This is a genomic window from Ruegeria sp. A5 (assembly GCF_056543005.1).
On the sequence record NZ_JBQGAV010000002.1, the window covers coordinates 321,929 to 346,609 of the forward strand.

Genomic DNA, 24,681 nt, shown 5'->3' on the forward strand with positions numbered 1-24,681 from the left:
TGGCAAAGTCGGGCCATCCGCAATTGAAACGATAAGAAACCGGGAAGGGATGCGCTGATGAAAGAACGGGTCGAAATATTCGAGGTCGGGCCACGCGACGGCCTGCAGAACGAACAGCGCGAGATCCCGGTGGCCGAGAAGGTCGCCTTGGTCGATTGCCTCGGCCGGGCCGGTTTCAACCGGATCGAAGTTGCCAGTTTTGTCTCACCGAAATGGGTCCCGCAAATGGCGGGCAGCGGTGAAGTTATGGCTGGAATCACACGGACCGAAGGCGTGCGGTACGCTGCGCTGACGCCGAATATGCGAGGGTATGAGGACGCGTTGGCAGCCAAGGCAGATGAGATCGCGGTGTTTGCTTCGGCGTCCGAGGGATTCTCGAAAGCGAACATAAACGCGACGATTGCCGAATCCATCGAACGGTTTGTGCCCATTCTCGAAGCGGCACGACATATTGATCTGCCCGTCCGGGGCTATGTCTCGTGCGTGACCGACTGTCCCTATGACGGCCCGACCCCACCCGAGAAGGTGGCCGAGGTGGCGGACGCGCTGTTTGCCCATGGCTGCTATGAGATTTCGCTGGGGGACACGATTGGGCAGGGGACGCCGGACAAGATTGCTCATATGCTGCTGGCGGTGCGCGAACGAGTGCCGGTTACCCGGCTTGCAGGTCATTTTCATGACACCAACGGGCGGGCAATCGACAACATAGACGCTTCGCTTGCCTTGGGTGTGCGGGTATTTGATACCGCCGTGGGCGGGCTGGGTGGTTGCCCTTATGCGCCGGGTGCGGCCGGTAATGTCGCAACCGAAGCTGTGGCCGCACATCTGGAACGGTTGGGATATGAGACCGGTCTGGATGTGCCGGTTCTGGAACAGGCGGCGCGCATGGCGCGGGCAATGCGGGCGGAATAAGACATGTTCGAGACCATTACGCTGAACACAGACGCGCGTGGCGTGGCCACTCTGACGCTGGATCGACCCGAGAAGCACAACGCACTGTCGGCGCAGATGATTGCAGAGCTAACCCAGGCCGCTGGGCAATTGGCAAATGATGATGCGGTGCGGGTGGTGGTTCTGGCCGCCTCGGGCAAGAGCTTTTGCGCCGGGGGAGATCTGCGTTGGATGCGGGCGCAGATGGCTGCCGATCCCGATACGCGTTTTGCCGAAGCGCGCAAGCTGGCTGAGATGCTGAATGCCTTAAATACGCTGCCCAAACCCTTGATCGGCGCGTTGCAGGGAAACGCGTTTGGTGGAGGTGTCGGGATGGCCTCGGTCTGCGATGTGGCGATCGGTGTGGAAAGCCTGAAGATGGGTCTGACCGAGACGCGGCTTGGCCTGATTCCGGCGACGATTGGACCCTATGTCATTGCCCGAATGGGCGAAGCACGGTCGCGGCGCGTCTTTATGTCTGCCCGCCTGTTCGAAGCGGCAGAAGCGGTCGAACTGGGCCTGCTGGCCCGCGCAGTGCCCGCTGAAACGTTGGCCGAGGCGGTTGAAGCCGAGGTGCTTCCCTATCTGTCCTGTGCACCCGGTGCAGTGTCTTCGGCCAAGCAGCTGATCCAGTCACTTGGGCCGCGAATTGATGACGCGGTGATTGACCACACCATTCGACAGCTTGTCGCGCGTTGGGAAACTGATGAGGCGCAAGAGGGAATCGGCGCCTTTTTCGACAAACGAAAACCTGCATGGATTAGTTAGGTTTAGCCGATCACTTTGTTCCAGAAGTATTCTCCGCAATAGCCCGTTGGATGATTGTAACAATGCCGACCTGCGCGTTTCTGTTCGGTTGACCCTCTGACCCCACAGGGATAGAGAATGTCCAGTCAAATCGCCAATTGACGGCGCACCCTTTCGGGACTTGCGCAGGAAAGGAGCTATACGTGGAAGACCTGCTGCGGGAGTACCTCCCGATTCTGGTGTTTCTGGCCGTTGCCGTGGGCCTTGGAATCGTACTGATTCTGGCTGCTGTGGTCCTGGCTGTCCGCAATCCCGACCCCGAAAAGGTCAGCGCCTATGAATGTGGCTTCAACGCATTCGACGATGCGCGGATGAAATTCGACGTCCGATTCTATTTGGTCGCGATTCTCTTCATCATCTTCGATCTGGAAATCGCCTTCCTGTTCCCCTGGGCCGTTGGCTTCAAAGACATCAGCGATGTTGGGTTCTGGTCGATGATGGTGTTCCTGGCGGTGCTGACCATCGGCTTTGCCTATGAATGGAAGAAAGGGGCCCTGGAATGGGAGTGATGACGGGCGCAAACACCGCCGGCGTCGACAAGGAAGTCGCCACCCAGGCCCTGAACGCGGAACTGCAGGACAAGGGGTTTCTGCTGACCTCGACCGAAGACATCATCAACTGGGCGCGGACCGGTAGCTTGCACTGGATGACCTTTGGTCTGGCCTGCTGCGCGGTAGAGATGATGCACACGTCGATGCCACGGTATGACGCGGAACGGTTCGGCATCGCGCCTCGTGCGTCTCCGCGCCAGTCTGATGTGATGATCGTCGCTGGAACGCTGACCAACAAGATGGCCCCGGCGCTGCGCAAGGTTTATGACCAGATGCCCGAGCCGCGCTATGTGATCTCGATGGGCTCCTGCGCGAATGGCGGTGGGTACTATCACTATTCCTATTCGGTCGTTCGTGGCTGTGATCGGGTTGTTCCGGTGGACATCTACGTGCCCGGCTGCCCTCCAACCGCTGAGGCGTTGTTGTATGGACTGATGCAGCTGCAACGCAAAATCCGCCGAACCGGCACCATCGTACGCTGAGGGAGAGGTAGATGAGCGAAGCACTCAAAGAACTCGGCGCTCAGTTGGAGCTGAAACGTGCAGATTGCGTTCTGGCCTGGGATGTGACCCATGGCGAGCTGAACGTCGATGTGGCTCCTTCGAATCTGGTGGAATTCATTGAGTTTCTCAAAAGTGAGCGGACCTGCCAGTTCTCGACCCTGGTTGACATCACCGGCGTCGACTACCCCGAACGGGCCAAGCGGTTCGATGTGGTCTACCACTTCCTGTCAATGTATCAGAACCAGCGCATTCGCTTGCGAGTCTCGATCCGAGAAGATGACATGGTGCCTTCAATCGTGGACGTGCACCCCTCTGCCAATTGGTTCGAGCGCGAGGTGTTCGACATGTTCGGCATCCTGTTCTCGGGTCATCCAGACTTGCGACGCATCCTTACGGATTATGGTTTCCGCGGCTATCCGCTGCGCAAGGATTTCCCGACCACCGGCTATACTGAAGTCCGCTATGACGAAGCGCAAAAGCGCGTGGTCTACGAACCGGTCTCATTGGTTCAGGAATACCGTCAATTTGATTTCATGTCCCCGTGGGAAGGTGCGAACTACATTCTTCCGGGGGATGAAAAACAGGAGTCGTAAGTCATGGAGTTCCTGATCTGGATTGCCGTCACGGTTGCCACGATTATCCCGATGCTGAAGCTGCTACCGCATTTCGGGATCGAGAAATACTGGGTCGTAGCCTGCGTCATCCCGATTGGAACGCTGATCCTGATTTGGATCATGGCCATGAAACTGCAAGAGATGGAGCGCCGCTGATGGCTCTGGGGGAACTGATTGCGTTGGGGGCGCTTGGGGTTCTGCTGGCTGGGGCCGCTGCCAAGGCAGCTGAGGCGGAAAAGGTCCGGGTACGGGCCGAAGCGAAGAAGAAACGAGGGCGTTGATGGACGGCTCAAGATACGATGACGGCAGCACGGACGCGCTGAGCGGAGAACAGAAGATCCGCAACTTCAACATTAACTTCGGCCCGCAACACCCTGCGGCGCACGGAGTTCTGCGACTTGTGCTTGAGCTGGACGGCGAGATCGTCGAACGTTGCGACCCGCATATCGGCCTATTGCACCGTGGTACCGAAAAGCTGATGGAAAGTCGGACGTATCTGCAGAATCTGCCGTATTTCGACCGTCTTGATTACGTGGCACCGATGAACCAGGAACATGCCTGGTGTCTAGCCATCGAAAAACTGACCGGTGTTGAAGTACCGCGTCGCGGATCGCTGATCCGGGTGCTGTATTCCGAGATCGGCCGCATCCTGAACCACCTGCTGAACGTGACCACGCAGGCGATGGACGTGGGCGCGCTGACCCCACCTTTGTGGGGGTTCGAGGAACGCGAGAAGTTGATGGTGTTCTATGAGCGGGCTTGCGGTGCGCGCCTGCACGCCGCCTATTTCCGCCCCGGCGGTGTCCACCAAGATCTGCCGCCGGAATTGCTGGATGATATCGAGGCGTGGAGCCATGAATTCCCTGCCGTTCTGGACGACATTGACGGACTGCTGACCGAAAACCGCATCTTCAAACAGCGCAACGCCGATATCGGCGTCGTAACCGAGGATGACATTCAGAAATACGGCTTCTCGGGCGTGATGGTGCGTGGATCGGGTCTGGCCTGGGACTTGCGTCGCGCGCAGCCCTATGAGTGCTATGACGAGTTCGAGTTTCAGATCCCCGTCGGCAAAAACGGCGACTGCTATGACCGCTATCTCGTCCGCATGGAAGAGATGCGCCAGTCGCTGCTGATCATCCGTCAGGCCATCGCCAAAATCCGTGACTGCCCCGGTGACGTTCTGGCACGCGGCAAGATCACCCCGCCGAAACGTTCGGACATGAAGACCTCGATGGAAAGTCTGATCCATCACTTCAAGCTCTATACCGAAGGCTTCCACGTCCCTGCGGGCGAGGTCTATGCCGCTGTCGAAGCCCCCAAGGGCGAGTTCGGCGTCTATTTGGTCGCCGACGGCACCAACAAGCCCTACCGCGCCAAACTCCGCGCGCCGGGTTTCCTGCACCTGCAAGCCATGGACCACGTTGCCGGAGGACACCAACTGGCCGACGTCGCCGCCATCATCGGCACCATGGACGTCGTATTTGGAGAGATTGACCGCTAATGCTCCGCCGTCTTCACCCCGAACAACCCGAAAGCTTTGCCTTTACCGCTGCCAACCAGCAATGGGCCGAAGCGCAGATCACCAAATACCCCGAAGGCCGTCAGGCCAGCGCGGTGATCCCGCTGCTGTGGCGTGCGCAAGAACAAGAGGGCTGGCTGAGCCGTCCGGCGATTGAATCCGTCGCCGACATGCTGGGTATGGCCTATATCCGCGTGCTTGAGGTCGCGTCGTTCTACTTCATGTTCCAGCTGCAGCCGGTTGGATCGGTGGCACATATTCAGGTGTGCGGCACGACATCCTGCATGATCTGCGGGGCCGAGGATCTGATTGCGGTCTGCAAGGAAAAGATCGCGACCAAGCCGCATGAACTGTCTGCTGACGGTAAGCTGAGCTGGGAAGAGGTGGAATGCCTCGGGTCCTGCACCAACGCGCCGATGGCTCAGATCGGCAAGGATTACTACGAAGACCTGACGACCGAGAGCTTTGGTAAGATTCTCGATGATCTGGTGGCGGGCAAAGTGCCTACTCCGGGTCCTCAGAACGGGCGGTACGCGGCGGAACCTTTGAAAGGTCTGACCAGCCTGACGGATTATGACAGCGGCAGAACGCAGTATAACGCAAGCGTGCAGCTTGCGAGCGATCTGGGCGATACAGTCAAGCGCATCGATGGGACCGAGGTTCCAATCCTGACCCCTTGGCTGGGCGAGGATGGAAAAGCGACGGCGGCCAAGGCCGCGCCGAAGCCGCCTAAAGCGCCGGCCCCGGCGAAGCCAGCGGTGAAACAGGCTGCTGAGGCGAAAGCGGCGAAAGAGGATCAACCGGAAACGCTGAGCAGTGCGCGCGATGGCAAGCCCGATGATCTGAAGATGCTGAAGGGTGTGGGTCCGAAGCTGGAAGAGACCCTGAACGAGTTGGGCTTTTACCACTATGACCAGATCGCTGCATGGACACCCGAGCAAGTGGCCTGGGTGGATGCGCGCCTGAAATTCAAAGGCCGGATCGAGCGGGACGGGTGGATCGAACAAGCCGCGAAACTGGCCGCAGGTGAAGAGACCGATTTCGCCAAACGTGCCAAGGAAGACGGCACATACGAAGACTAAACGGGTGCCCGTTCGGGGCATCAGGATGAGATGGATACGGATAAGGAACTGGCCATAGCCCGCAAGGGCCGACATATCGGCATCGTCATCGCCGTGACGATGGTGGTTTGGCTTGGCATGACCTTGTTCATCGGCCCAGCAATCGGATTGCCGGGGCGCTACGCGCTGCTGTTTGATTTCGCCGCTCTGGCCGGATTCATCTATGCGGGCGTCAACATATTTCAACTCTGGCGCATGCGTCAGGATAGCCAAGGGTAACTGAGCGATGCTGAAGGATCAGGACAGGATCTTTACCAACATCTACGGGATGCACGAGCGCACTTTGAAAGGTGCGCAGGCCCGCGGGCATTGGGACGGCACTGCTGGCCTGATTGAGAAAGGCCGCGACTGGATCATTCAGACGATGAAAGACTCAGGGCTTCGTGGCCGTGGTGGTGCGGGATTCCCGACCGGTCTGAAATGGTCGTTCATGCCCAAGGAAAGCGATGGGCGTCCGGCTTATCTGGTGGTGAACGCGGATGAATCCGAGCCCGGCACCTGCAAAGACCGCGAGATTATGCGTCATGATCCACACACGCTGATCGAGGGGTGCCTGATCGCGTCCTTCGCGATGAATGCGCATACTTGCTACATCTACCTGCGCGGCGAATACATCCGCGAGCGTGAAGCGCTGCAGGCCGCGATTGACGAGGCCTACGACGCCGGTCTTCTTGGCAAGAACGCTGCTGGCTCGGGCTGGGATTTCGACCTGTTCCTGCACCATGGCGCTGGGGCCTATATCTGCGGTGAGGAAACCGCCCTGATCGAAAGCCTAGAGGGTAAAAAGGGCATGCCGCGCATGAAGCCTCCGTTCCCGGCAGGCGCGGGGCTTTATGGCTGCCCGACCACGGTGAACAACGTGGAATCCATCGCCGTTGTGCCCACCATCCTGCGGCGTGGCGCTGACTGGTTTGCGGGTTTTGGTCGTCAGAACAACGCAGGCACCAAGCTGTTTGCGATCTCGGGTCATGTGAACAACCCTTGCGTTGTCGAAGAGGCAATGTCGATTTCCTTCGAAGACCTGATCGAGACCCATTGCGGCGGTATTCGCGGCGGTTGGAATAATCTCTTGGCGGTGATCCCCGGCGGGTCTTCGGTACCGTGTGTGCGTGGTGAGAACATGCGCGATGCCATCATGGATTTTGACTATCTGCGCGGAGAACTGGGTTCGGGTCTGGGCACGGCGGCAGTCATCGTGATGGACAGGTCTACCGACATCATCAAGGCAATCTGGCGGTTGTCGAAGTTCTACAAGCACGAAAGTTGCGGCCAGTGTACGCCATGTCGTGAAGGCACTGGTTGGATGATGCGCGTGATGGACCGTCTTGTACGCGGTGAAGCCGAACTGGAAGAGATCGACATGCTGTTTGACGTCACCAAACAGGTTGAAGGCCACACAATCTGCGCCCTTGGCGATGCCGCCGCTTGGCCGATCCAAGGTCTGATCCGCAATTTCCGAGAAGAAATAGAGGACCGCATCAAGGCCCAGAAATCGGGCCGCATGGGTGCGATGGCAGCGGAGTAAAATCGATGGAAGTCTATGCCGAATATTCCCACGCGATCGCCGCTTTGGTGATCTTTACCCTGATCGTTCTGTTTATGTCGCCGTTCTCGGCGCTTGCAAAAGCGGGCAAGGGGCTGGCACCGGGGGCCACTCCGGATCAGGATTATTCGGACAGGGCCTATCGTTTGAACCGCGCTTATCTGAACGGCACTGAAACTCTGCCTGCCTTTTTGACTGTTACAGTCGCGGCGATCCTGTTGGGGGCCAGCCCGTTCTGGGTGAACCTGCTGGCCTCAATAGCGCTGCTGGCGCGGGTTGTTATGTTGGTGATTCACCTGCGCGGGATCGGCAAGCCGCATAGCGGGGTCCGGTCTGTTGCTTATGTGGTTGGATGGGCCTGCATGTTCATTCTTGGCCTTATTGCGTTGGTGGCCGCGTTTTGATCCAGCCCGAAGGATATCATCTGGCCGAGTTGAATGTCGGCCGTTTGTTGGCGCCAACAGACGATCCGCGCGTGGCTGAATTCATGGCCAACCTGGATCGCGTCAACGGGCTTGGCAAGCGGATGTCCGGCTTTGTCTGGATGATGGAAGGGTCTGGAGAACCGGGAACAGGCAACACCGAAAACAGCATCGGGGATGATCCGCAATTCGTCGCGAACCTGACGGTTTGGGAAGACGTCGCCAGCCTTGAGAAATTTGTTTGGGGGACTATCCACAAACAGTTCTACGAGCGTCGGCAAGAGTGGTTCGAAATCCTTGGCGAACAACATTTTGTCATGTGGTGGGTGCGGGAAGGGCATTGCCCCAGTTTGGCCGAAGCGCTGGATCGTCTGGAAAAGCTGCGCTCGGAAGGACCCAGCGAGCATGCCTTTGGGTGGGCAGAATTGAAACAGGCCAGCAAGTGGCGCGACAATCGTTGCGTACAGGTCGCGGCGGAGTGAACGGGATGTTGATTCATACGCTTTCTCCTGCGCATCAGCGGATGCCACAAGCGCCAGCCACGAAACAGGAGTGGTCATGATGGCGAAACGCGTATTCGTAATGACAATGGTATTGGTGGGAAGCTTACTTGTATCTGCCTGCGGTACAGCGAAATCGAGGGCGACCCGCGTGGCGTTTGATGGCATTTTCTTCAACGCCAACGCTAAACACGTGGATAAGAAGACGACACCTACCGATTTCACTGTGACTGTGAATGGCGTTTCGCAGTCATTGGAAGGCGCACGCGAAGCGGGCCGCTATGAGGCGACAAAATTCTGCATTCAGAATTTTGGATCGTCCAGAATTGTATGGAAGGTTGGGCCGGAGACCGAGCCGCAAAATCTACGGATCGAAAACGATAAGCTGACGTATGCCGGAAGCTGTCAGCGACCATGAGCCACCGTATCGCATATCACGGCAAAACCCATGGGCTGTTATTGCATAGCAGCCCGGCTGACCGCCGTCTTGGGAATCCCAAGACGAAAGGAAATGTCATGACTGTTGTACGACTTCTGGCCGCGATTTGCGCGATTTTGATGCCTGTAATGGCCGAAGCCAAACCACCCTTGAGGGATGTCAAAGAGATCGACAACGAACTCTACTACATCGCGATCGCAAATGAGATTTCGGAGTACTGTCCGTCGATCAGCGGGCGTCGACTTAAGGCGATTGGGGTGATGTGGGATCTGCGGTCCAAGGCGAACAAACTGGGATATTCGGACAAGGAAATCCGCGCCTATGTGGACTCGGATGCCGAGAAAGACAGGATGCGTGCCAAGGGTGAGGCATATCTGACCCAAAACGGCGTGTCTTATGAAAATCCCAATTCTTTCTGCACGTTGGGGCGGAAAGAGATTGAAAGAAACAGCGCCATCGGCGTGTATTTGAGGGCGAACTAGCGATGTCTGACCTCCGCAAAGTCAATATCGACGGGCAGGAAATCGAAGTCGATGGCGCGATGACACTGATCCAGGCCTGCGAGCAGGCCGGGGTCGAAGTGCCGCGCTTTTGCTATCACGAGCGTCTGTCGATTGCCGGGAACTGCCGGATGTGTCTGGTCGAGGTCGTGGGCGGCCCGCCGAAACCAGCGGCCTCCTGCGCGATGCAGGTGCGCGATCTGCGTCCGGGTCCCGAAGGGCAGGCACCGGTGGTCAAGACGAACTCGCCCATGGTCAAGAAGGCCCGCGAAGGGGTGATGGAGTTTCTGCTGATCAACCACCCGCTGGATTGCCCGATCTGCGATCAGGGCGGTGAGTGTGACTTGCAGGATCAGGCCATGGCCTATGGTCTGTCAGGCACGCGCTTCAAAGAAGCCAAGCGTGCCGTGGATGATCTGGACCTTGGTCCGCTGGTTGGCACCGCGATGACTCGCTGCATCAGTTGTACCCGTTGCGTGCGCTTCACCACAGAGGTCGCCGGGATCACCCAGATGGGTCAGACCGGACGCGGCGAGGATGCCGAGATCACCTCGTACCTGAACCAGACGCTGGATTCGAACCTGCAGGGCAACATCATCGATCTGTGCCCGGTAGGGGCGTTGACCTCGAAGCCATATGCATTCACCGCTCGCCCTTGGGAACTGACCAAAACCGAGAGTATCGACGTGATGGACGCTTTGGGCTCAAGCATCCGTGTAGATACCAAAGGGCGTGAAGTGATGCGCTTTCTGCCGCGCAACCATGACGGCGTGAACGAGGAATGGATCAGCGACAAGACCCGCTTTGTCTGGGACGGCTTGCGGCGTCAGCGACTGGACAGGCCTTATGTGCGCGAAAACGGCAAGCTGCGTCCTGCCACATGGCCAGAAGCACTGAACAAAGCTGCTGAGGTTCTTAAGGGGGCCGAGAAACCGGCTGGGATCGTAGGTGATCTGGCTTCGGTTGAGGCCATCTATGCGCTGAAACAGATGATCGAAGGGCAAGGCGGTATCGTTGAGTGCCGCACCGACGGCGCCAAACTGCCTGCGGGTAACCGAGCAGCCTATGCCGGGACCGCGGCAATCGAAGATATTGATGCAGCTGAACGTATCCTGTTGATCGGGACCAACCCGCGTGACGAGGCTCCGGTTTTGAATGCTCGTATCCGCAAGGCCTGGGCACACGGCGCCGAGGTGGCCTTGGTCGGGCCTGCCGTCGATCTGACCTATGAGTATCACCATGTAGGCAGCGACCGTGCCGCGCTGCAGACCATCGTTGATATGGGTGGTGATGATGAGATCAAGAGCAAGCGCTCTCTTGTCATCGTCGGGCAGGGCGCGCTACAGGAGACCGATGGCTCTGCCGTTCTGGCCGCCGCGCAAGCCATTGCAAGCAATACCGAAAGTGGGCTGATCGTTCTGCACACCGCGGCATCGCGCGTAGGTGCGATGGATGTGGATGCGACCAACGAAAGTGGCATGGAGGCGGTCAACGCGGCCGATGTGATCTATAACCTCGGTGCTGACGAAGTCGAGATCGGCGAGGGTGCTTTTGTGATCTATCAGGGCAGTCACGGCGATCGTGGCGCGCACCGCGCAGATGTGATCCTGCCGGGGGCGGCTTACACAGAAGAAAACGGTCTGTTCGTGAACACCGAAGGGCGTCCTCAACTCGCCATGCGCGCAGGCTTTGCACCGGGAGAGGCCAAGGAAAACTGGGCAATCCTAAGGGCGTTGTCTGCCGAGCTGGGGGCTACTCTGCCCTACGATACATTGGCTCAGTTGCGCACCTCCTTGCTCGAATCTGTTCCGCATCTGGCGCGCATTGATGAGGTGATTGAGAATGAAGCAGCGGCGCTACAAGCCGGAAAATTGGGAGAAGCCAGCTTCCGCAATGCAATCAAGGATTTCTACCTGACCAACCCGATTGCCCGCGCCTCGCAATTGATGGCCGAACTATCGGCACAGGCGCAGACCCGCAAGACTGAGAAGATTGCGGCTGAATGAACCAGAAACGTTTCATATCGCAGACGTACGCGGTGCCCGGGTGGCAGATAGCCGCGCCGGATTTGCGTGTGAAATTGAAGATTAAGGGTGGCGTACAGACGGCAGATGCTGTTTACACCAACGCGCCGACCCAGCCGCAGATTGCGCAGGCATCTGGCCTTTGCATCGCACGCGGAAACCAAAATACCCACGGTGTGAGGACCAATGGCTGACTTCTTTAACACCCCAGGCGGAATAGCCATCATCATTCTGGCGCAAGTGCTTGCTGTTGTTGCGTTCGTGATGATCTCGCTGTTGTTCCTCGTTTACGGCGACCGCAAGATCTGGGCCGCCGTCCAGATGCGTCGCGGCCCCAACGTTGTCGGCGTATACGGCCTGCTGCAATCGGTGGCGGACGCACTGAAATATGTGGTGAAAGAGGTCGTCATTCCCGCAGGTGCCGACCGTACGGTGTTTATCCTCGCACCATTGACCAGTTTTGTCCTCGCGATGATCGCCTGGGCGGTGATCCCGTTCAACGATGGCTGGGTCCTGTCGGACATCAACGTCGCCATCCTCTATGTCTTCGCAGTCTCATCGCTTGAGGTTTATGGCGTGATTATGGGTGGTTGGGCGTCGAACTCAAAGTATCCATTCCTTGGGTCGCTGCGCTCTGCCGCGCAGATGATTTCATACGAGGTATCCATCGGTCTAATCATCATCGGCATCATCATCTCGACCGGTTCGATGAACTTTGGTGATATCGTCCGCGCACAGGATGGCTCGTTCGGGTTCTTCAGCTGGTACTGGCTGCCGCATTTCCCGATGGTGTTCCTGTTTTTCATCTCGGCATTGGCTGAAACCAACCGTCCACCCTTCGATCTGCCCGAGGCGGAATCGGAACTGGTTGCAGGCTATCAGGTCGAATACTCGGCCACGCCTTTCCTGCTTTTCATGGCTGGTGAATACATCGCCATCTTCCTGATGTGTGCTCTGACCACACTGCTGTTCTTTGGCGGCTGGCTGTCCCCGATCCCAGGCCTGCCTGACGGCGTATTGTGGATGGTTGCCAAGATGGCGTTCTTCTTCTTCATCTTCGCGATGGTCAAGGCGATCACACCCCGCTACCGCTATGACCAGTTGATGCGCCTGGGTTGGAAAGTGTTCTTGCCGTTCAGCCTCGTCTGGGTCGTCTTCGTGGCCTTCGCGGCGAAATTCGACTGGTTCTGGGGCGCGTTTGCCCGTTGGAGCGTAGGAGGCTGATATGACTCAAATCGACTACACCCGCGCCGCCAAGTATTTCCTGCTGCAGGACTTCTGGGTCGGAATGAAATTGGGCTTGAAGTATTTCTTCGCCCCAAAAGCCACCGTGAACTACCCGCATGAAAAGGGGCCCTTGTCCCCGCGGTTCCGGGGTGAACATGCCCTGCGCCGTTATCCGAACGGTGAGGAACGCTGCATCGCCTGCAAACTGTGCGAAGCGATCTGTCCTGCACAAGCCATCACCATCGATGCCGAGCCGCGCGAAGACGGAAGCCGCCGCACCACGCGCTATGACATTGACATGACCAAATGCATCTATTGCGGTTTCTGCCAGGAGGCATGTCCGGTTGATGCCATCGTCGAGGGCCCGAATTTCGAATTCGCCACCGAAACCCGGGAAGAGTTGTTCTACGACAAGCAGAAACTGCTGGATAATGGCGAACGCTGGGAAGCCGAAATCGCTCGCAATCTGGAAATGGACGCGCCGTACAGATGAGTGACAGTCCGACAAATCCGTTCGAGCTGATGATGAAGCAAGCTCAGGACATGGCCAAGGCGATGAACCCGGCGATGGAAAATTTCTCGCCCAAAGGGTTCGAGGCGCTGTGGCCGACCATGCCGAAAGAGGTCATGGAGATGATGTTCGGCAATACCGTCAACAAGGACGGGCTGGACGCCAAAACGCGCCTTCTGCTGACGCTGGCCGGGCTGACCTGTCAGGGCGCTCAGGCGGACTCGGCGGTGCGTCAGACCGTGCGCCACGCGCTGGAAGCTGGCGCCAAAAAACAAGAGATCGTGGAAACGATCGGTCAGATGTCGGTCTTTGCCGGCATCCCGGCCATGACCCGTGCGCTGGATCTGGCGCAAGAGGTCATGGGTGATAACGAGGATGAGGATCAATGACCGTCTTTGCCTTCTATCTGTTTGCCATCAGCGCCATCACCGGCGGGCTGTTCACGGTGATCAGCCGCCAGCCGGTGCATTCGGTGCTGTGGCTGATCCTGTCCTTTCTGTCCTCGGCGGGCCTGTTCGTGCTGCTGGGGGCCGAGTTCGTGGCGATGCTGCTGATTATCGTTTACGTCGGCGCGGTCGCGGTTCTGTTCCTCTTCGTGGTGATGATGCTGGATGTGGACTTTGCCGAGCTGAAGGCCGAGATGGCGCGCTACATGCCGCTGGCGCTGTTGATCGGATTGGTGATCCTGATGCAGTTCGTCATGGCCATCGGAGCATGGGACAGCGCGCAGGGTGCCGCCGCCAATCTGGCGCAGCCGGTACCGAGCGACCGCCACAACACTGAGGCGCTAGGCGTCATTCTATACGATCAATACTTCCTTCTGTTCCAACTGGCGGGCCTGATCCTGCTGGTGGCCATGATCGGTGCCATTGTGCTGACACTGCGCCACCGTCAGGACATCAAGCGTCAGGACATCATCGGCCAGATGATGCGCGACCCGGCCAAAGCGATGGAGTTGAAGGACGTGAAACCGGGGCAGGGACTTTGAGACGATGATCGGACTTGAACACTATCTTACGGTCGCGGCGACGCTATTCGTCATCGGCATTTTTGGTCTCTTCCTGAACCGCAAGAACGTCATCATCCTGCTGATGAGCATCGAGTTGATGCTGCTGGCGGTGAATATCAACCTCGTGGCGTTCTCTAGTTTCCTCGGCGATCTGGTCGGGCAGGTCTTTACGCTGTTCGTGTTGACAGTTGCGGCGGCTGAGGCGGCGATTGGTCTTGCCATTCTGGTCTGCTTCTTCCGCAACCGTGGCACCATCGCGGTTGAAGACGTCAATATGATGAAGGGGTAAGAGAATATGGAAACCACCATCCTCTTTGCCCCGCTCGTGGGTGCGTTGATCTGCGGTTTTGGCTGGCGCTTCATTGGTGAGAAAGCCGCCATGTGGACTGCCACGGGCCTGCTGTTTCTGGCCTGCCTGCTCAGCTGGATCGTCTTCCTTTCATTTGACGGCCACACCCAGCAGATCGAGATCATGCGCTGGATCGAAAGTGGTTCGCTGTCGACAAGCTGGGCCATTCGTCTGGATCGTCTGACGGCGATCATGCTGATCGTGGTGACGACCGTTTCGGCGCTGGTTCACTTGTATTCGTTCGGCTACATGGATCACGACCCGCAATGGCGTGAAGGCGAAAGCTATAAGCCGCGTTTCTTTGCCTATCTGTCGTTCTTCACCTTCGCCATGCTGATGCTGGTGACGGCGGACAATCTGGTTCAGATGTTCTTTGGCTGGGAAGGCGTGGGTGTCGCCTCGTACCTGCTGATCGGGTTTTATTATCGCAAGCCCAGCGCCAATGCAGCGGCGATGAAAGCGTTCATCGTGAACCGAGTGGGCGATTTCGGCTTTGCGCTGGGGATCTTCGCGCTGTTCTTCCTGACCGACAGCATCAATTTCTCAGACATATTCGCGTCGGCCCCGGCATTGGCGGAGGAAAAACTGAGCTTCCTCTGGGGTGAGTGGACTGCGATCGAGGTGATCTGTGTTCTGCTGTTCATTGGCGCGATGGGTAAATCGGCGCAGTTGATACTACACACCTGGCTGCCGGATGCGATGGAAGGTCCGACCCCTGTGTCCGCGCTGATCCACGCTGCGACCATGGTTACCGCAGGTGTGTTCCTGGTCTGCCGTATGTCGCCGCTGATGGAGTTCGCACCGGGGGCCACCGGGTTCATAGCCTTCCTTGGCGCTTCGACTGCGTTTTTCGCAGCAACCGTGGGCTTGGTGCAGACCGATATCAAGCGGGTCATTGCGTATTCGACCTGTTCGCAATTGGGTTACATGTTTGTCGCCGCCGGCGTTGGCATGTACTCAGCCGCGATGTTCCATCTGCTGACGCACGCGTTCTTCAAGGCGCTGCTGTTCCTTGGTGCCGGTTCAGTGATCCATGCAATGCATCATGAGCAGGAGATGACCGAGTACGGTGGTCTGCGGAAGAAAATCCCCTATACGTTCTGGGCGATGATGATCGGCACGCTGGCCATTACCGGTGTGGGCATCCCGCTGACCACGTTTGGCTTCGCCGGGTTCCTGTCGAAGGATGCCATAATCGAAAGCGCCTTTGTAGGTGGCACAGGTTATGCCTTCTGGATGTTGGTAATCGCAGCGGTGTTCACCTCATTCTACAGCTGGCGTCTGATATTCCTGACCTTCTATGGCGAGCCGCGTGGCGACAAGCACACGCATGAGCACGCGCATGAAAGTCCAATGGTCATGCTGGTCCCACTGGGCGTGCTGTCGCTGGGCGCGGTGTTCTCGGGGATGCTGTGGTACAACCAGTTCTTCGGCTACACCGATAAAGTGGCCAAGTTCTACGGCATTCCGCTGGCGGAAGAGACCGGCGGTCATGGCGAAGTTGCCGCAGACGCATCTCATGGTGAGGCCAAGGCAGATGACGACCAAGTCGACGCGAAGGCTGATAAAGGCGAGGGTGACTACAAGGCGGACAAAAAGCATGCCAGCTTTGGCGGTGAGCCGGGCGAAGGCGCGCTGTATATGGCACCTGACAACAATGTCCTGAACGATGCGCATGAGGCTCCGAAATGGGTCAAAGTATCGCCTTTTGTTGCTATGCTGCTGGGTTTTGTCGTCGCCTATTGGTTCTACATCGTGAACACGTCGCTGCCCGCTCGTCTGGCGGCGAACCAGCGGCCGCTGTACCTGTTTCTCAAGAATAAGTGGTACTTTGACGAGATCTACGACGCGATCTTTGTCAAACCTACCATTGCGCTGGGTCGGTTCCTGTGGAAACGCGGTGACGGCAACACGATTGATGGCTTCCTGAACGGGGTTTCGATGGGCGTCGTGCCCTTCTTTACCCGCCTCGCAGGCAAAGCTCAGACGGGTTACATCTTTACTTACGCCTTCTGGATGGTTTTGGGCATCGCCGCTCTTGTCACCTGGATGTCAATCGGCGGAGGCGCAAACTAATGGACAATATCCTATCTATTGTCACCTTCATCCCCGCCATCGCAGCAGGCATTCTGGCCCTGTTTCTGCATGGCGAGGACGTAGCCGCGCAGCGCAACGCCAAATGGGTTGCGCTGGTGGCCACAACCGTGACCTTTCTGGTCTCAATCGGCATCTATACCGGCTTTGATCCGTCCAACACCGGCTTCCAGATGGTGGAAGAGGGCGAGTGGCTGCTGGGCTTGAAGTACAAGATGGGTGTCGATGGTATCAGCGTTCTTTTCGTGCTGCTGACCACCTTCATCATGCCGCTGACCATTCTGGCCAGCTGGCAGGTCACGGACCGGGTCAAGGAATACATGATCGCATTCCTGCTGCTGGAAACGCTGATGCTGGGCGTGTTCATGGCGCTGGATCTTGTGCTGTTCTACCTGTTCTTCGAGGCGGGCCTGATCCCGATGTTCCTGATCATCGGTATTTGGGGCGGCAAAGACCGCATTTATGCCAGCTTCAAGTTCTTCCTCTACACCTTCCTCGGCTCGGTGCTGATGCTGGTGGCGATGGTTGCGATGTATGCGGATGCGGGCACCACGGATATCGAGGCGCTGATGAGCCATCAGTTCTCGTCCGAAGGGTTCAGCGTGCTGGGCATCTATATCGTCGGCGGCATGCAGACGCTGATGTTCCTGGCCTTCTTCGCGTCGTTCGCGGTGAAGATGCCGATGTGGCCGGTGCATACCTGGCTGCCGGATGCGCACGTTCAGGCGCCGACGGCGGGTTCGGTCGTGCTGGCGGCGATCCTGTTGAAGATGGGCGGCTATGGCTTCCTGCGCTTCAGCCTGCCGATGTTCCCAGTGGGGGCTGCGGTGATGACCGACGTGGTTCTGTGGATGTCGGCGATTGCCGTTGTCTACACCTCTCTGGTTGCGCTGGTGCAGGAAGATATGAAGAAGCTGATCGCCTATTCCTCGGTCGCGCATATGGGCTTTGTGACCATGGGTATCTTTGCAGCGAACCAGCAGGGCATTGATGGCGCGATCTTCCAGATGCTCAGTCATGGGTTCATTTCAGCAGCGCTCTTCCTGTGTGTTGGCGTGATCTATGACCGGATGCACACCCGCGATATCGAGGCGTATGGCGGTTTGGTCATCCGGATGCCGGCTTACGCTCTGGTCTTCATGCTGTTCACCATGGCCAATGTCGGCTTGCCTGGTACATCGGGCTTCATCGGGGAATTCCTGACCCTGATGGGCGCTTTCCAGGTCAACACCTGGGTGACGGTTGTGGCTGCAACCGGTGTGATCTTCTCAGCGGGCTATGCGCTATGGCTCTATCGCCGGGTAGTCTTTGGAGATCTGATCAAGGAAAGCCTCAAGGCCATCACAGACATGAGTTCGCGCGAGCGGCTGATCTTCGCGCCGCTGATCGTGATGACCATTCTGCTTGGGGTTTATCCCTCGCTGGTGACCGATGTGATCGGGCAATCCACCGCAGCGCTAATCTCGAACTATGACACGGCTCTGGCCGCGGCTGAAGCCGCAACCCAGACAGCCGCTTCGCATTAAGGGGGCTTTGGAGACATGATCCAGGCTGATCTGACAATCATCCTGCCGGAAATTGTTCTGGCAATTTATGCGATGGCGGCGCTGATCGGGGCTGTCTACACCACCAAGGATGCTCTGGCCCCCATGCTGGTCTGGGCCACTTCAGGTCTGATGGCGGTGTTGGCAATCTGGATTGCGATGAATGGCGAAGGTACCAACGTGGCCTTCAACGGCATGTTTGTGGATGACGGCTTTGCTCGATTTGCAAAGGTTGCGATTCTGCTGTCCGCCGCTGCGGTATTGCTGATGAGCCAAGAATATATGGCGCGCCGCGATCTGCTGCGCTTTGAATATCCTCTGCTGGTCGCACTTGCGGCTGTAGGCATGATGATGATGGTTAGCGCAGGCGATCTGATGTCGCTTTATATGGGGCTTGAGCTGCAGTCGCTCTCGCTTTACGTCGTGGCCGCCTTGCGGCGCGACAGTGCCAAATCCACCGAAGCCGGTCTGAAATACTTCGTGCTGGGCGCGTTGAGTTCTGGCTTGCTGCTCTATGGTGCGTCGCTGGTTTACGGCTTCACTGGCACCACGCTGTTCTCGGGCATCATCCAAACGGTGCATCATGGAGATGTCTCGATTGGCCTCCTGTTTGGCCTGGTGTTCATGATCTCGGGTCTGGCCTTCAAGGTCTCGGCCGTGCCGTTCCACATGTGGACGCCGGATGTGTATGAAGGGTCACCGACCCCGATTACCGCGTTCTTCGCCACCGCTCCGAAAGTGGCTGCGATGGCCTTGTTCGCGCGCCTGATGCATGACGCATTCGGAGGCGTGATCAAGGATTGGCAGCAAGTGATCGTGCTGCTTTCGGTCCTGTCGATGCTGCTGGGCGCGGTTGCGGCCATCGGGCAGCGGGACATCAAGCGGCTGATGGCGTTTTCGTCGATTGCCCATATGGGATATGCTCTGATCGGACTGGCCGCCGGGACCGAGATGGGCATCAAGGCAATGCTGATGTATCTGGCCATCTATGTGACGATGAACATAGGAACCTTCGCATTCATCCTGATGATGGAGCGTGATGGCAAACCGGTCACTGATATTGATGCGCTACGTCAGTTCTCGAAGCGCGATCCGGGCAAAGCTCTGGCGGTCCTGATCTTGATGTTCAGTCTGGCGGGCGTGCCACCGATGCTGGGCTTCTTCGCCAAGTTCGGCGTCTGGCAAGCCGGTATCGATGCCGACCTGTTCGGGCTGGTGATCGTCTCGGCCATCGCCTCGGTCATTGGTGCGTTCTACTATCTGCGGATCGTGTTCTACATGTATTTCGGGGCGGAGAATGAAGACCCGATCGACATCCGCTCGACCCCGGTTTTGTGGGCAGCGCTGATGGGCTCTGCGGCTCTGATGTTGATTGGCGTATTTTATCAGTTCGGTGTGGAAGCGGCAGCTGCAGCTGCTGCGGCGACGCTTGTCAACTGATACTGCCGCGTTTCGATCAACCGAGGCTCGGTCGCGCGACCGGGCCTTTTTGACATGAGCGAATGGCCGCAGGGATATGGCCTGCATATACTGAAAGAAGTCGACAGTACTCTGAATGAGGCGGTGCGGCTTGCGCCAACAGCGACCGGTCCGGTCTGGATCATGGCACATCATCAGACCGCCGCGCGTGGTCGGCGCGGGCGAGCTTGGGCCAACCCAAAAGGTAATCTGGCAGCGACTTTGCTGATGCGCCCGCCGAGTGATCCGGAACAGGCGGCCCTTCGAAGTTTTGTCGCAGCGCTCGCCCTGTATGATGCCTGTGTGGCGGTAACGGGGCGCGCAGTAGGTTTGGCACTGAAATGGCCCAATGACGTACTGCTCAACGGCGGAAAACTAGCGGGTATCCTGCTAGAAAGCACGGGGCAGGGCCGGGGTGTGTCACATCTGGCGATAGGTATTGGGGTGAACCTGTCCGAGGCACCGGGCACTGATCGCGTCGAAGCCGGAGCGGTGCGACCTGTTTCTCTGCTTTCGGAAACCGGCGCGCTCACCACCCCCGAGGATTTTCTAACCGAACTGGCGGTAGCCTATGCGCATTATGAGACCCAGTTCATGACTTACGGGTTCGAACCTATCCGCACCGCCTGGCTATCCCGAGCAGCGCGGTTGGGCGAAGTCATAACCGCTCGTACAGCCACGTCCGAAACGGTTGGAACCTTCGAAACGGTAGACGTGGGTGGCAGCCTTGTCCTAAACACCGCCAAGGGCCGGGTCAGCATTCCGGCTGCGGATGTGTACTTCTGAAAGGGGCGCGGGATGCTTCTGGCGATTGATTGCGGCAATACCAACACCGTTTTCTCGATCTGGGATGGCGAAAAGTTCCTGTGCACTCTGCGCACCTCAACCCACCATGCCCGCACAGCGGATGCCTATTTCACCTGGTATTCAACCTTGGTGAAACACTACGGTATCGAAGCTGATATCTCGGATGTGATCATCGCCTCAACCGTGCCACGCGTGGTGTTCAACCTGCGGGTCTTTGCTGATCGCTTTTTTGGATGCCGGCCGATTGTTGTTGGCAAGCCAGATTGCCTGCTGCCGGTCAATCCGCGCGTGGACGAAGGCACCGTGCCCGGTCCGGACCGGTTGGCCAACGCGGCGGCGGCGTTCGACCGCCATGGCGGCAATGTGGTTGTGGTTGACTTTGGGACGGCCACGAATTTCGACGTGGTCGCAGCCGACGGCGCCTACGTCGGTGGTATCATCGCCCCTGGCGTGAACCTGAGCCTTGAGGCACTGCATCAGGGTGCCGCGGCGTTGCCGCATATCGACATCACGAGGCCCGAAAAAGTGATTGGAACAAACACGGTTGGCTGTATCCAGTCCGGCGTGTATTGGGGATATTCCGGCCTGATCGAAGGGCTGATCTCGCGCGTGAAAGCTGAATACGGAATGGCGATGAAAGTCGTCGGTACCGGGGGCCTGGCGCCTCTGTTTGACCAGGCTGACGTGGGTTTTGACGCTATCGAGGATGATCTGACGATGCACGGGTTGACCGTGATACATCGCTATAACAAGGAAAATGGCTCAACATGAGCAGTGAACGACTGATCTATCTGCCGCTGGGCGGTGCAGGCGAAATCGGCATGAATGCCTATGTCTATGGTTACGGTAAGCCGGGGCAAGAGCGGTTGATCCTTGTGGATCTTGGCGTTGCCTTCCCGGACATGGACACCTCGCCCGGCGTGGATCTGATCTTTGCAGACATCACCTGGTTGAAAGAGCGCGCCGATCAGCTGGAAGCAGTTTTTGTCACTCACGCGCACGAAGATCATGTCGGGGCGGTGGCCCACTGTTATGAGGCTTTAGGCGCGCCGGTCTACGCGCGCGCTTTTACCGCCAATATCGCGCGTCGCAAGATGGAAGAACGCGGCCACCCGACCGAGGCGGTGCAAACTGCGTCTCCATGGCCCGAACAGATCAAGGCTGGCCCGTTTACCGTTGGTTTCCTGCCGGTTTCGCATTCCATCCCTGAAAGTGCAGGGCTCGTTATCGACTCGCCTGCCGGACGCGTGGTGCATACGGGGGATTTCAAGCTCGATTCCAACCCGGTCGTGGGCGAACCATTCGATCCCGATCTGTGGGCCGAGGTGGCAAAGCCCGGCGTCAAAGCGTTGATCTGTGACAGTACTAATGTGTTCTCAAGCCATCCCGGGCGTTCGGAATCCGAAGTCGGCCCCGAGATCACCCGTCTGGTTCAAGAGGCCAGCGGCATGGTCATCGCAACCACGTTTGCCTCGAACGTGGCACGCGTGAAAACGCTGGCAGAGGCGGGACAGAAAGCCGGCCGTTCGGTCGTTCTGCTGGGTCGTGCGATGCGGCGTATGATCGAGGCGGCGACCGAGACCGGCATCCTGACCGATTTTCCAAAGGTTATCAGCGCCGAAGAGGCCGTCGACGTGCCGCGCGCGAACCTGATGTTGATTGTGACTGGCAGCCAAGGCGAACGCCGCGCAGCCAGCGCCCAACTGGCGCGCGGTAAGTATCGCGGACTAGAAGCGAACGAGGGCGATCTGTTTCTGTTCTCGTCCAAGACTATTCCCGGCAATGAACGTGGCGTGATCCGCATCATGAACCAGCTCAGTGAGAAGGGAGTGGATGTAGTCGATGACAGCTCTGGTCTGTATCACGTCTCGGGTCACGCCAACCGGCCTGATCTTGAGAAGGTTCACGCTCTGATCGATCCGCAGATGGTCATCCCGATGCATGGCGAACACCGCCACTTGCGTGAGCATGCCAAACTGGCCGAAACGGGCGGACGTACTGGGATTCTCGCTGTTAACGGCACTATGCTGGATCTGACTGGGAATGCGCCCAAAGTGGCGGATTATATCGAGACTGGCCGGACCTATCTGGATGGTACAGTCAAAATCGGCGCCTTGGACGGCGTGGTACGCGACCGGATTCGCATGGCGCTGAACGGCCATATCACCATCACCGTGATATTGGACGAAGAAGACGAACCGCTGGGTGAGCCGTGGTGCGATACGATGGGCCTGCCCGAAATGGGATCATCCCGCGCGGGGCTGATTGAGGTGCTGGAAGAGGACCTGAACCAGTTCCTGATGCGTGCGGGCGCAAAGACGCTGCGTGATGACGACAAACTTGAAGAAGGGTTGCGCCGGATCGCACGTCAGACCGCGCAGGCCGAGATCGGCAAGAAACCCGAGGTAACAGTGGTTGTTAGCCGAATGCGTTAATCTGCATAAGGCATCGGATAGCCCCGAAGCTGCAGGAAAAGGCTGGCCTCTTCGTTGTTGAGAAAGAAGGGAACGGTTTCAGGCGGGTTCTGGTCCTCTGCACGGGCGGCGACTTCGGCCAGAACAACTTCGGTGATGAAGGGCAGGTCGTACTCCCGCGCTTGGCTGATCTTGACCCATTGCAAATGCGATAGCTCGTCCGAGGCATGGGTGAAGTCGTCAAGACCCCCCTGAATCGCGTCCGCATCGACCAGAAAGAACCTGGCGTCGAACCGGCGGGGTCGTCCCGGTGGTGTGACTGCGCGAAAGACAAATTGCAGTGCTTCTGCAGACGGCAGGTAGCCCATCGCCGCAAAGCTTTGCCAATCGGCCGGGATCGCGCCTTGCCAATCCCCTTGTTGCCCCAGAATAAGCCCGGTTTCTTCCCACAACTCTCGGATCGCCGCGACAGCCAGAGAGGTCTGCAAGTTTGGCGCTGATTGTTGTGACAGGCGATCGGTGCATAGATCGGGCAATGGCGTGCTGAGCGAGATGCCCGCATCGGAAGCATCAACCGCGCCGCCCGGGAACACGAATTTGTTCGGCATGAACGCAGCCTTGGCACCGCGTTGGCCCATCAGGATCGACGGGTCTGTGAACCGATCACGCAATACGATTACGGTAGCAGCATCCCGGATTGCGGTTTTATCCGCCGTCATCAGGCCTTGCCAAACCCGTGCATCCGCCGCGCCCATTGATAGGCGACAACGGCCCCTTTGAGACGGGGCAGGAGGAACAGGGATAGCGCGACGCAGCCGATCGAGAATGCAATCGCCATGGTCCATGGATCGGGACGCCACTGCACGTAAGAGACATGAAGGGCGGGTGCCAGAAGGTGCCCCACCAGCAGGATCGTCAGGTAGGCCGGGCCGTCATCAGCGCGATGATGGAACAATTCCTGCCCGCATTCCGAACAGGTGTCATTCACCTTGAGATAGCTGTGCAACAGCGCACCCTCACCGCAATTCGGGCATTTGCACCGGAACCCTCGGATCAATGCGGGTTTTGTTGGGCGGTCTTCTTCGAGCGAACTGTCAATAGTTTGGTCAATCATATGTATCTCGCGCATCTTTCCTGAAGGCATATAGGCAGGATCAGACCCAACGGAAAAGGGGGGTGCGTCGCTTTGTGGCGCTGCTGCTTAGCGTATCATTTTCTATTGGCGTTTCAAATAAACCAAAAAAAAGTTGTGCCGGAAGCGACGGAAACCCGCCCAAGCCGCGTTTGAACAGGTATCAACAGCGGCAAATGGCCGCCAAATTCAGGGAACTATGTAATGAAAACCAAAAGCTTCATTTCGGCAATCGTCGTAGCTGCAGTTACTGTGACCGGCACTTCCGCTTTGGCCAAGGGCCCGCGTGCGACATTTCAGGAACTGGATGCCGACGGGGACGGGCAGGTGACTCAGGCCGAGATCGAGACACATCGCAACCAGAAATTCACCGCTGCCGATACGGATGGCGACGGCCAACTGAGCGTCGAAGAAATGCAGGCTGCGGCGCAGACCAAGGCCAACGAGCGTGTCACCAAGATGTTCGAAAAGCACGACGCAAATGCGGATGGTTTCCTTAGCGAAGATGAATTGCCGAAACCGCGCCGCGCCTCCAAGATGTTCGAGCGCATCGATGCCGACGGCAACGGTTCGATCTCAGAGCAGGAATACGCGGATGCAAAAGACAAAATGGGCCGGAAACACAAGCGGCATCAGAAGTCGGACACCGACAACAACTGA

At 58.0% G+C, this 24,681-nt stretch carries 30 protein-coding genes; 28 read left to right on the forward strand and 2 right to left on the reverse strand.

Features of this window, described 5'->3' with window-relative positions:
• Positions 1–57 precede the first annotated feature (57 nt).
• From ACR0AY_RS07350 to ACR0AY_RS07480, 27 genes are all read left to right on the forward strand, one after another.
• Positions 58–912: a hydroxymethylglutaryl-CoA lyase gene (locus ACR0AY_RS07350; RefSeq protein ID WP_170511212.1), complete on the forward strand. Its 855-nt coding sequence runs from the start codon at positions 58–60 to the stop codon at positions 910–912.
• Between the two features lie 3 nt (positions 913–915).
• A complete protein-coding gene (locus ACR0AY_RS07355; protein ID WP_170511210.1) occupies positions 916–1,698 on the forward strand; it encodes a crotonase/enoyl-CoA hydratase family protein in 783 nt (260 codons plus the stop codon).
• A 182-nt stretch (positions 1,699–1,880) separates the two neighbouring features.
• A complete protein-coding gene (locus tag ACR0AY_RS07360; RefSeq protein WP_010442778.1) occupies positions 1,881–2,246 on the forward strand; it encodes an NADH-quinone oxidoreductase subunit A in 366 nt (121 codons plus the stop codon).
• Positions 2,237–2,770 carry a NuoB/complex I 20 kDa subunit family protein gene (locus ACR0AY_RS07365; RefSeq protein ID WP_010442777.1) on the forward strand — a complete coding sequence of 178 codons (534 nt, stop codon included), beginning with the start codon at positions 2,237–2,239 and terminating at the stop codon, positions 2,768–2,770. Before ACR0AY_RS07360 ends, ACR0AY_RS07365 begins: the two co-directional genes overlap by 10 nt.
• Positions 2,771–2,781: 11 nt before the next feature.
• Positions 2,782–3,384 carry an NADH-quinone oxidoreductase subunit C gene (locus ACR0AY_RS07370; protein ID WP_170511208.1) on the forward strand — a complete coding sequence of 201 codons (603 nt, stop codon included), beginning with the start codon at positions 2,782–2,784 and terminating at the stop codon, positions 3,382–3,384.
• Between the two features lie 3 nt (positions 3,385–3,387).
• Positions 3,388–3,561 (forward strand): hypothetical protein, encoded by a 174-nt coding sequence (locus ACR0AY_RS07375; protein WP_170397057.1) that lies wholly within the window; start codon positions 3,388–3,390, stop codon positions 3,559–3,561.
• Positions 3,561–3,686, forward strand: coding sequence for a hypothetical protein (locus ACR0AY_RS07380; protein ID WP_480453909.1), 126 nt, complete (start codon positions 3,561–3,563; stop codon positions 3,684–3,686). Before ACR0AY_RS07375 ends, ACR0AY_RS07380 begins: the two co-directional genes overlap by 1 nt.
• A complete protein-coding gene (locus tag ACR0AY_RS07385) occupies positions 3,686–4,909 on the forward strand; it encodes an NADH-quinone oxidoreductase subunit D (RefSeq protein WP_010442773.1) in 1,224 nt (407 codons plus the stop codon). The genes ACR0AY_RS07380 and ACR0AY_RS07385 overlap by 1 nt, the downstream gene beginning before the upstream one ends.
• Positions 4,909–6,009: an NADH-quinone oxidoreductase subunit NuoE gene (nuoE, locus tag ACR0AY_RS07390; protein WP_170511206.1), complete on the forward strand. Its 1,101-nt coding sequence runs from the start codon at positions 4,909–4,911 to the stop codon at positions 6,007–6,009. The genes ACR0AY_RS07385 and nuoE overlap by 1 nt, the downstream gene beginning before the upstream one ends.
• Positions 6,010–6,039: 30 nt before the next feature.
• Complete coding sequence (locus ACR0AY_RS07395) at positions 6,040–6,267, forward strand: DUF5337 domain-containing protein (RefSeq protein ID WP_170424109.1); 228 nt, start codon at positions 6,040–6,042, stop codon at positions 6,265–6,267.
• A 7-nt stretch (positions 6,268–6,274) separates the two neighbouring features.
• Positions 6,275–7,573: an NADH-quinone oxidoreductase subunit NuoF gene (gene nuoF / locus ACR0AY_RS07400; protein WP_170511204.1), complete on the forward strand. Its 1,299-nt coding sequence runs from the start codon at positions 6,275–6,277 to the stop codon at positions 7,571–7,573.
• Positions 7,574–7,578: 5 nt separating this feature from the next.
• Entirely contained in the window at positions 7,579–7,995 is a 417-nt protein-coding gene (locus ACR0AY_RS07405) for an MAPEG family protein (protein WP_170397051.1), read from the forward strand.
• The gene (locus ACR0AY_RS07410; protein WP_170403991.1) at positions 7,992–8,495 is read left to right on the forward strand and encodes a DUF3291 domain-containing protein; all 504 of its coding nucleotides are present in this window, start codon (positions 7,992–7,994) and stop codon (positions 8,493–8,495) included. The genes ACR0AY_RS07405 and ACR0AY_RS07410 overlap by 4 nt, the downstream gene beginning before the upstream one ends.
• 79 nt (positions 8,496–8,574) lie before the next feature.
• The gene (locus ACR0AY_RS07415; protein WP_480438780.1) at positions 8,575–8,931 is read left to right on the forward strand and encodes a hypothetical protein; all 357 of its coding nucleotides are present in this window, start codon (positions 8,575–8,577) and stop codon (positions 8,929–8,931) included.
• 98 nt (positions 8,932–9,029) lie between these two features.
• Positions 9,030–9,434 (forward strand): DUF5333 domain-containing protein, encoded by a 405-nt coding sequence (locus tag ACR0AY_RS07420; RefSeq protein ID WP_480453912.1) that lies wholly within the window; start codon positions 9,030–9,032, stop codon positions 9,432–9,434.
• Between the two features lie 2 nt (positions 9,435–9,436).
• Positions 9,437–11,458 (forward strand): NADH-quinone oxidoreductase subunit NuoG, encoded by a 2,022-nt coding sequence (nuoG, locus tag ACR0AY_RS07425; protein WP_480453913.1) that lies wholly within the window; start codon positions 9,437–9,439, stop codon positions 11,456–11,458.
• A 204-nt stretch (positions 11,459–11,662) separates the two neighbouring features.
• Positions 11,663–12,700, forward strand: a complete 1,038-nt coding sequence (gene nuoH, locus ACR0AY_RS07430) for an NADH-quinone oxidoreductase subunit NuoH (protein WP_039534288.1) — start codon at positions 11,663–11,665, stop codon at positions 12,698–12,700.
• 1 nt (position 12,701) lies between these two features.
• Positions 12,702–13,196 (forward strand): NADH-quinone oxidoreductase subunit NuoI, encoded by a 495-nt coding sequence (nuoI, locus tag ACR0AY_RS07435; protein ID WP_170397042.1) that lies wholly within the window; start codon positions 12,702–12,704, stop codon positions 13,194–13,196.
• Positions 13,193–13,603, forward strand: a complete 411-nt coding sequence (locus tag ACR0AY_RS07440; RefSeq protein WP_010442761.1) for a carboxymuconolactone decarboxylase family protein — start codon at positions 13,193–13,195, stop codon at positions 13,601–13,603. The genes nuoI and ACR0AY_RS07440 overlap by 4 nt, the downstream gene beginning before the upstream one ends.
• Positions 13,600–14,202 (forward strand): NADH-quinone oxidoreductase subunit J, encoded by a 603-nt coding sequence (locus ACR0AY_RS07445; protein WP_170397038.1) that lies wholly within the window; start codon positions 13,600–13,602, stop codon positions 14,200–14,202. Before ACR0AY_RS07440 ends, ACR0AY_RS07445 begins: the two co-directional genes overlap by 4 nt.
• Before the next feature lie 4 nt (positions 14,203–14,206).
• The gene (gene nuoK / locus ACR0AY_RS07450; protein WP_005984024.1) at positions 14,207–14,512 is read left to right on the forward strand and encodes an NADH-quinone oxidoreductase subunit NuoK; all 306 of its coding nucleotides are present in this window, start codon (positions 14,207–14,209) and stop codon (positions 14,510–14,512) included.
• A 6-nt stretch (positions 14,513–14,518) separates the two neighbouring features.
• Positions 14,519–16,648, forward strand: a complete 2,130-nt coding sequence (gene nuoL / locus ACR0AY_RS07455; protein ID WP_170511198.1) for an NADH-quinone oxidoreductase subunit L — start codon at positions 14,519–14,521, stop codon at positions 16,646–16,648.
• Complete coding sequence (locus ACR0AY_RS07460; RefSeq protein ID WP_170511196.1) at positions 16,648–18,192, forward strand: NADH-quinone oxidoreductase subunit M; 1,545 nt, start codon at positions 16,648–16,650, stop codon at positions 18,190–18,192. Before nuoL ends, ACR0AY_RS07460 begins: the two co-directional genes overlap by 1 nt.
• A gap of 15 nt (positions 18,193–18,207) precedes the next feature.
• Positions 18,208–19,650: an NADH-quinone oxidoreductase subunit NuoN gene (gene nuoN, locus ACR0AY_RS07465; protein ID WP_170511194.1), complete on the forward strand. Its 1,443-nt coding sequence runs from the start codon at positions 18,208–18,210 to the stop codon at positions 19,648–19,650.
• 54 nt (positions 19,651–19,704) lie between these two features.
• Positions 19,705–20,454, forward strand: coding sequence for a biotin--[acetyl-CoA-carboxylase] ligase (locus ACR0AY_RS07470; protein WP_170511193.1), 750 nt, complete (start codon positions 19,705–19,707; stop codon positions 20,452–20,454).
• Positions 20,455–20,466: 12 nt separating this feature from the next.
• Positions 20,467–21,246, forward strand: coding sequence for a type III pantothenate kinase (locus ACR0AY_RS07475; RefSeq protein ID WP_170397028.1), 780 nt, complete (start codon positions 20,467–20,469; stop codon positions 21,244–21,246).
• Positions 21,243–22,910: a ribonuclease J gene (locus ACR0AY_RS07480; RefSeq protein ID WP_170511191.1), complete on the forward strand. Its 1,668-nt coding sequence runs from the start codon at positions 21,243–21,245 to the stop codon at positions 22,908–22,910. The genes ACR0AY_RS07475 and ACR0AY_RS07480 overlap by 4 nt, the downstream gene beginning before the upstream one ends.
• On the opposite strand, the gene ACR0AY_RS07485 is transcribed toward ACR0AY_RS07480, so the two are convergent.
• Positions 22,907–23,608 carry an NUDIX hydrolase gene (locus ACR0AY_RS07485; protein ID WP_170511189.1) on the reverse strand — a complete coding sequence of 234 codons (702 nt, stop codon included), beginning with the start codon at positions 23,606–23,608 and terminating at the stop codon, positions 22,907–22,909. The genes ACR0AY_RS07480 and ACR0AY_RS07485 overlap by 4 nt on opposite strands.
• Positions 23,608–24,003: a DUF983 domain-containing protein gene (locus ACR0AY_RS07490; protein ID WP_170511187.1), complete on the reverse strand. Its 396-nt coding sequence runs from the start codon at positions 24,001–24,003 to the stop codon at positions 23,608–23,610. The genes ACR0AY_RS07485 and ACR0AY_RS07490 overlap by 1 nt, the downstream gene beginning before the upstream one ends.
• A 222-nt stretch (positions 24,004–24,225) precedes the next feature.
• Between ACR0AY_RS07490 and ACR0AY_RS07495 the strand changes: the two genes are divergently transcribed.
• Positions 24,226–24,681: an EF-hand domain-containing protein gene (locus ACR0AY_RS07495; RefSeq protein ID WP_170403961.1), complete on the forward strand. Its 456-nt coding sequence runs from the start codon at positions 24,226–24,228 to the stop codon at positions 24,679–24,681.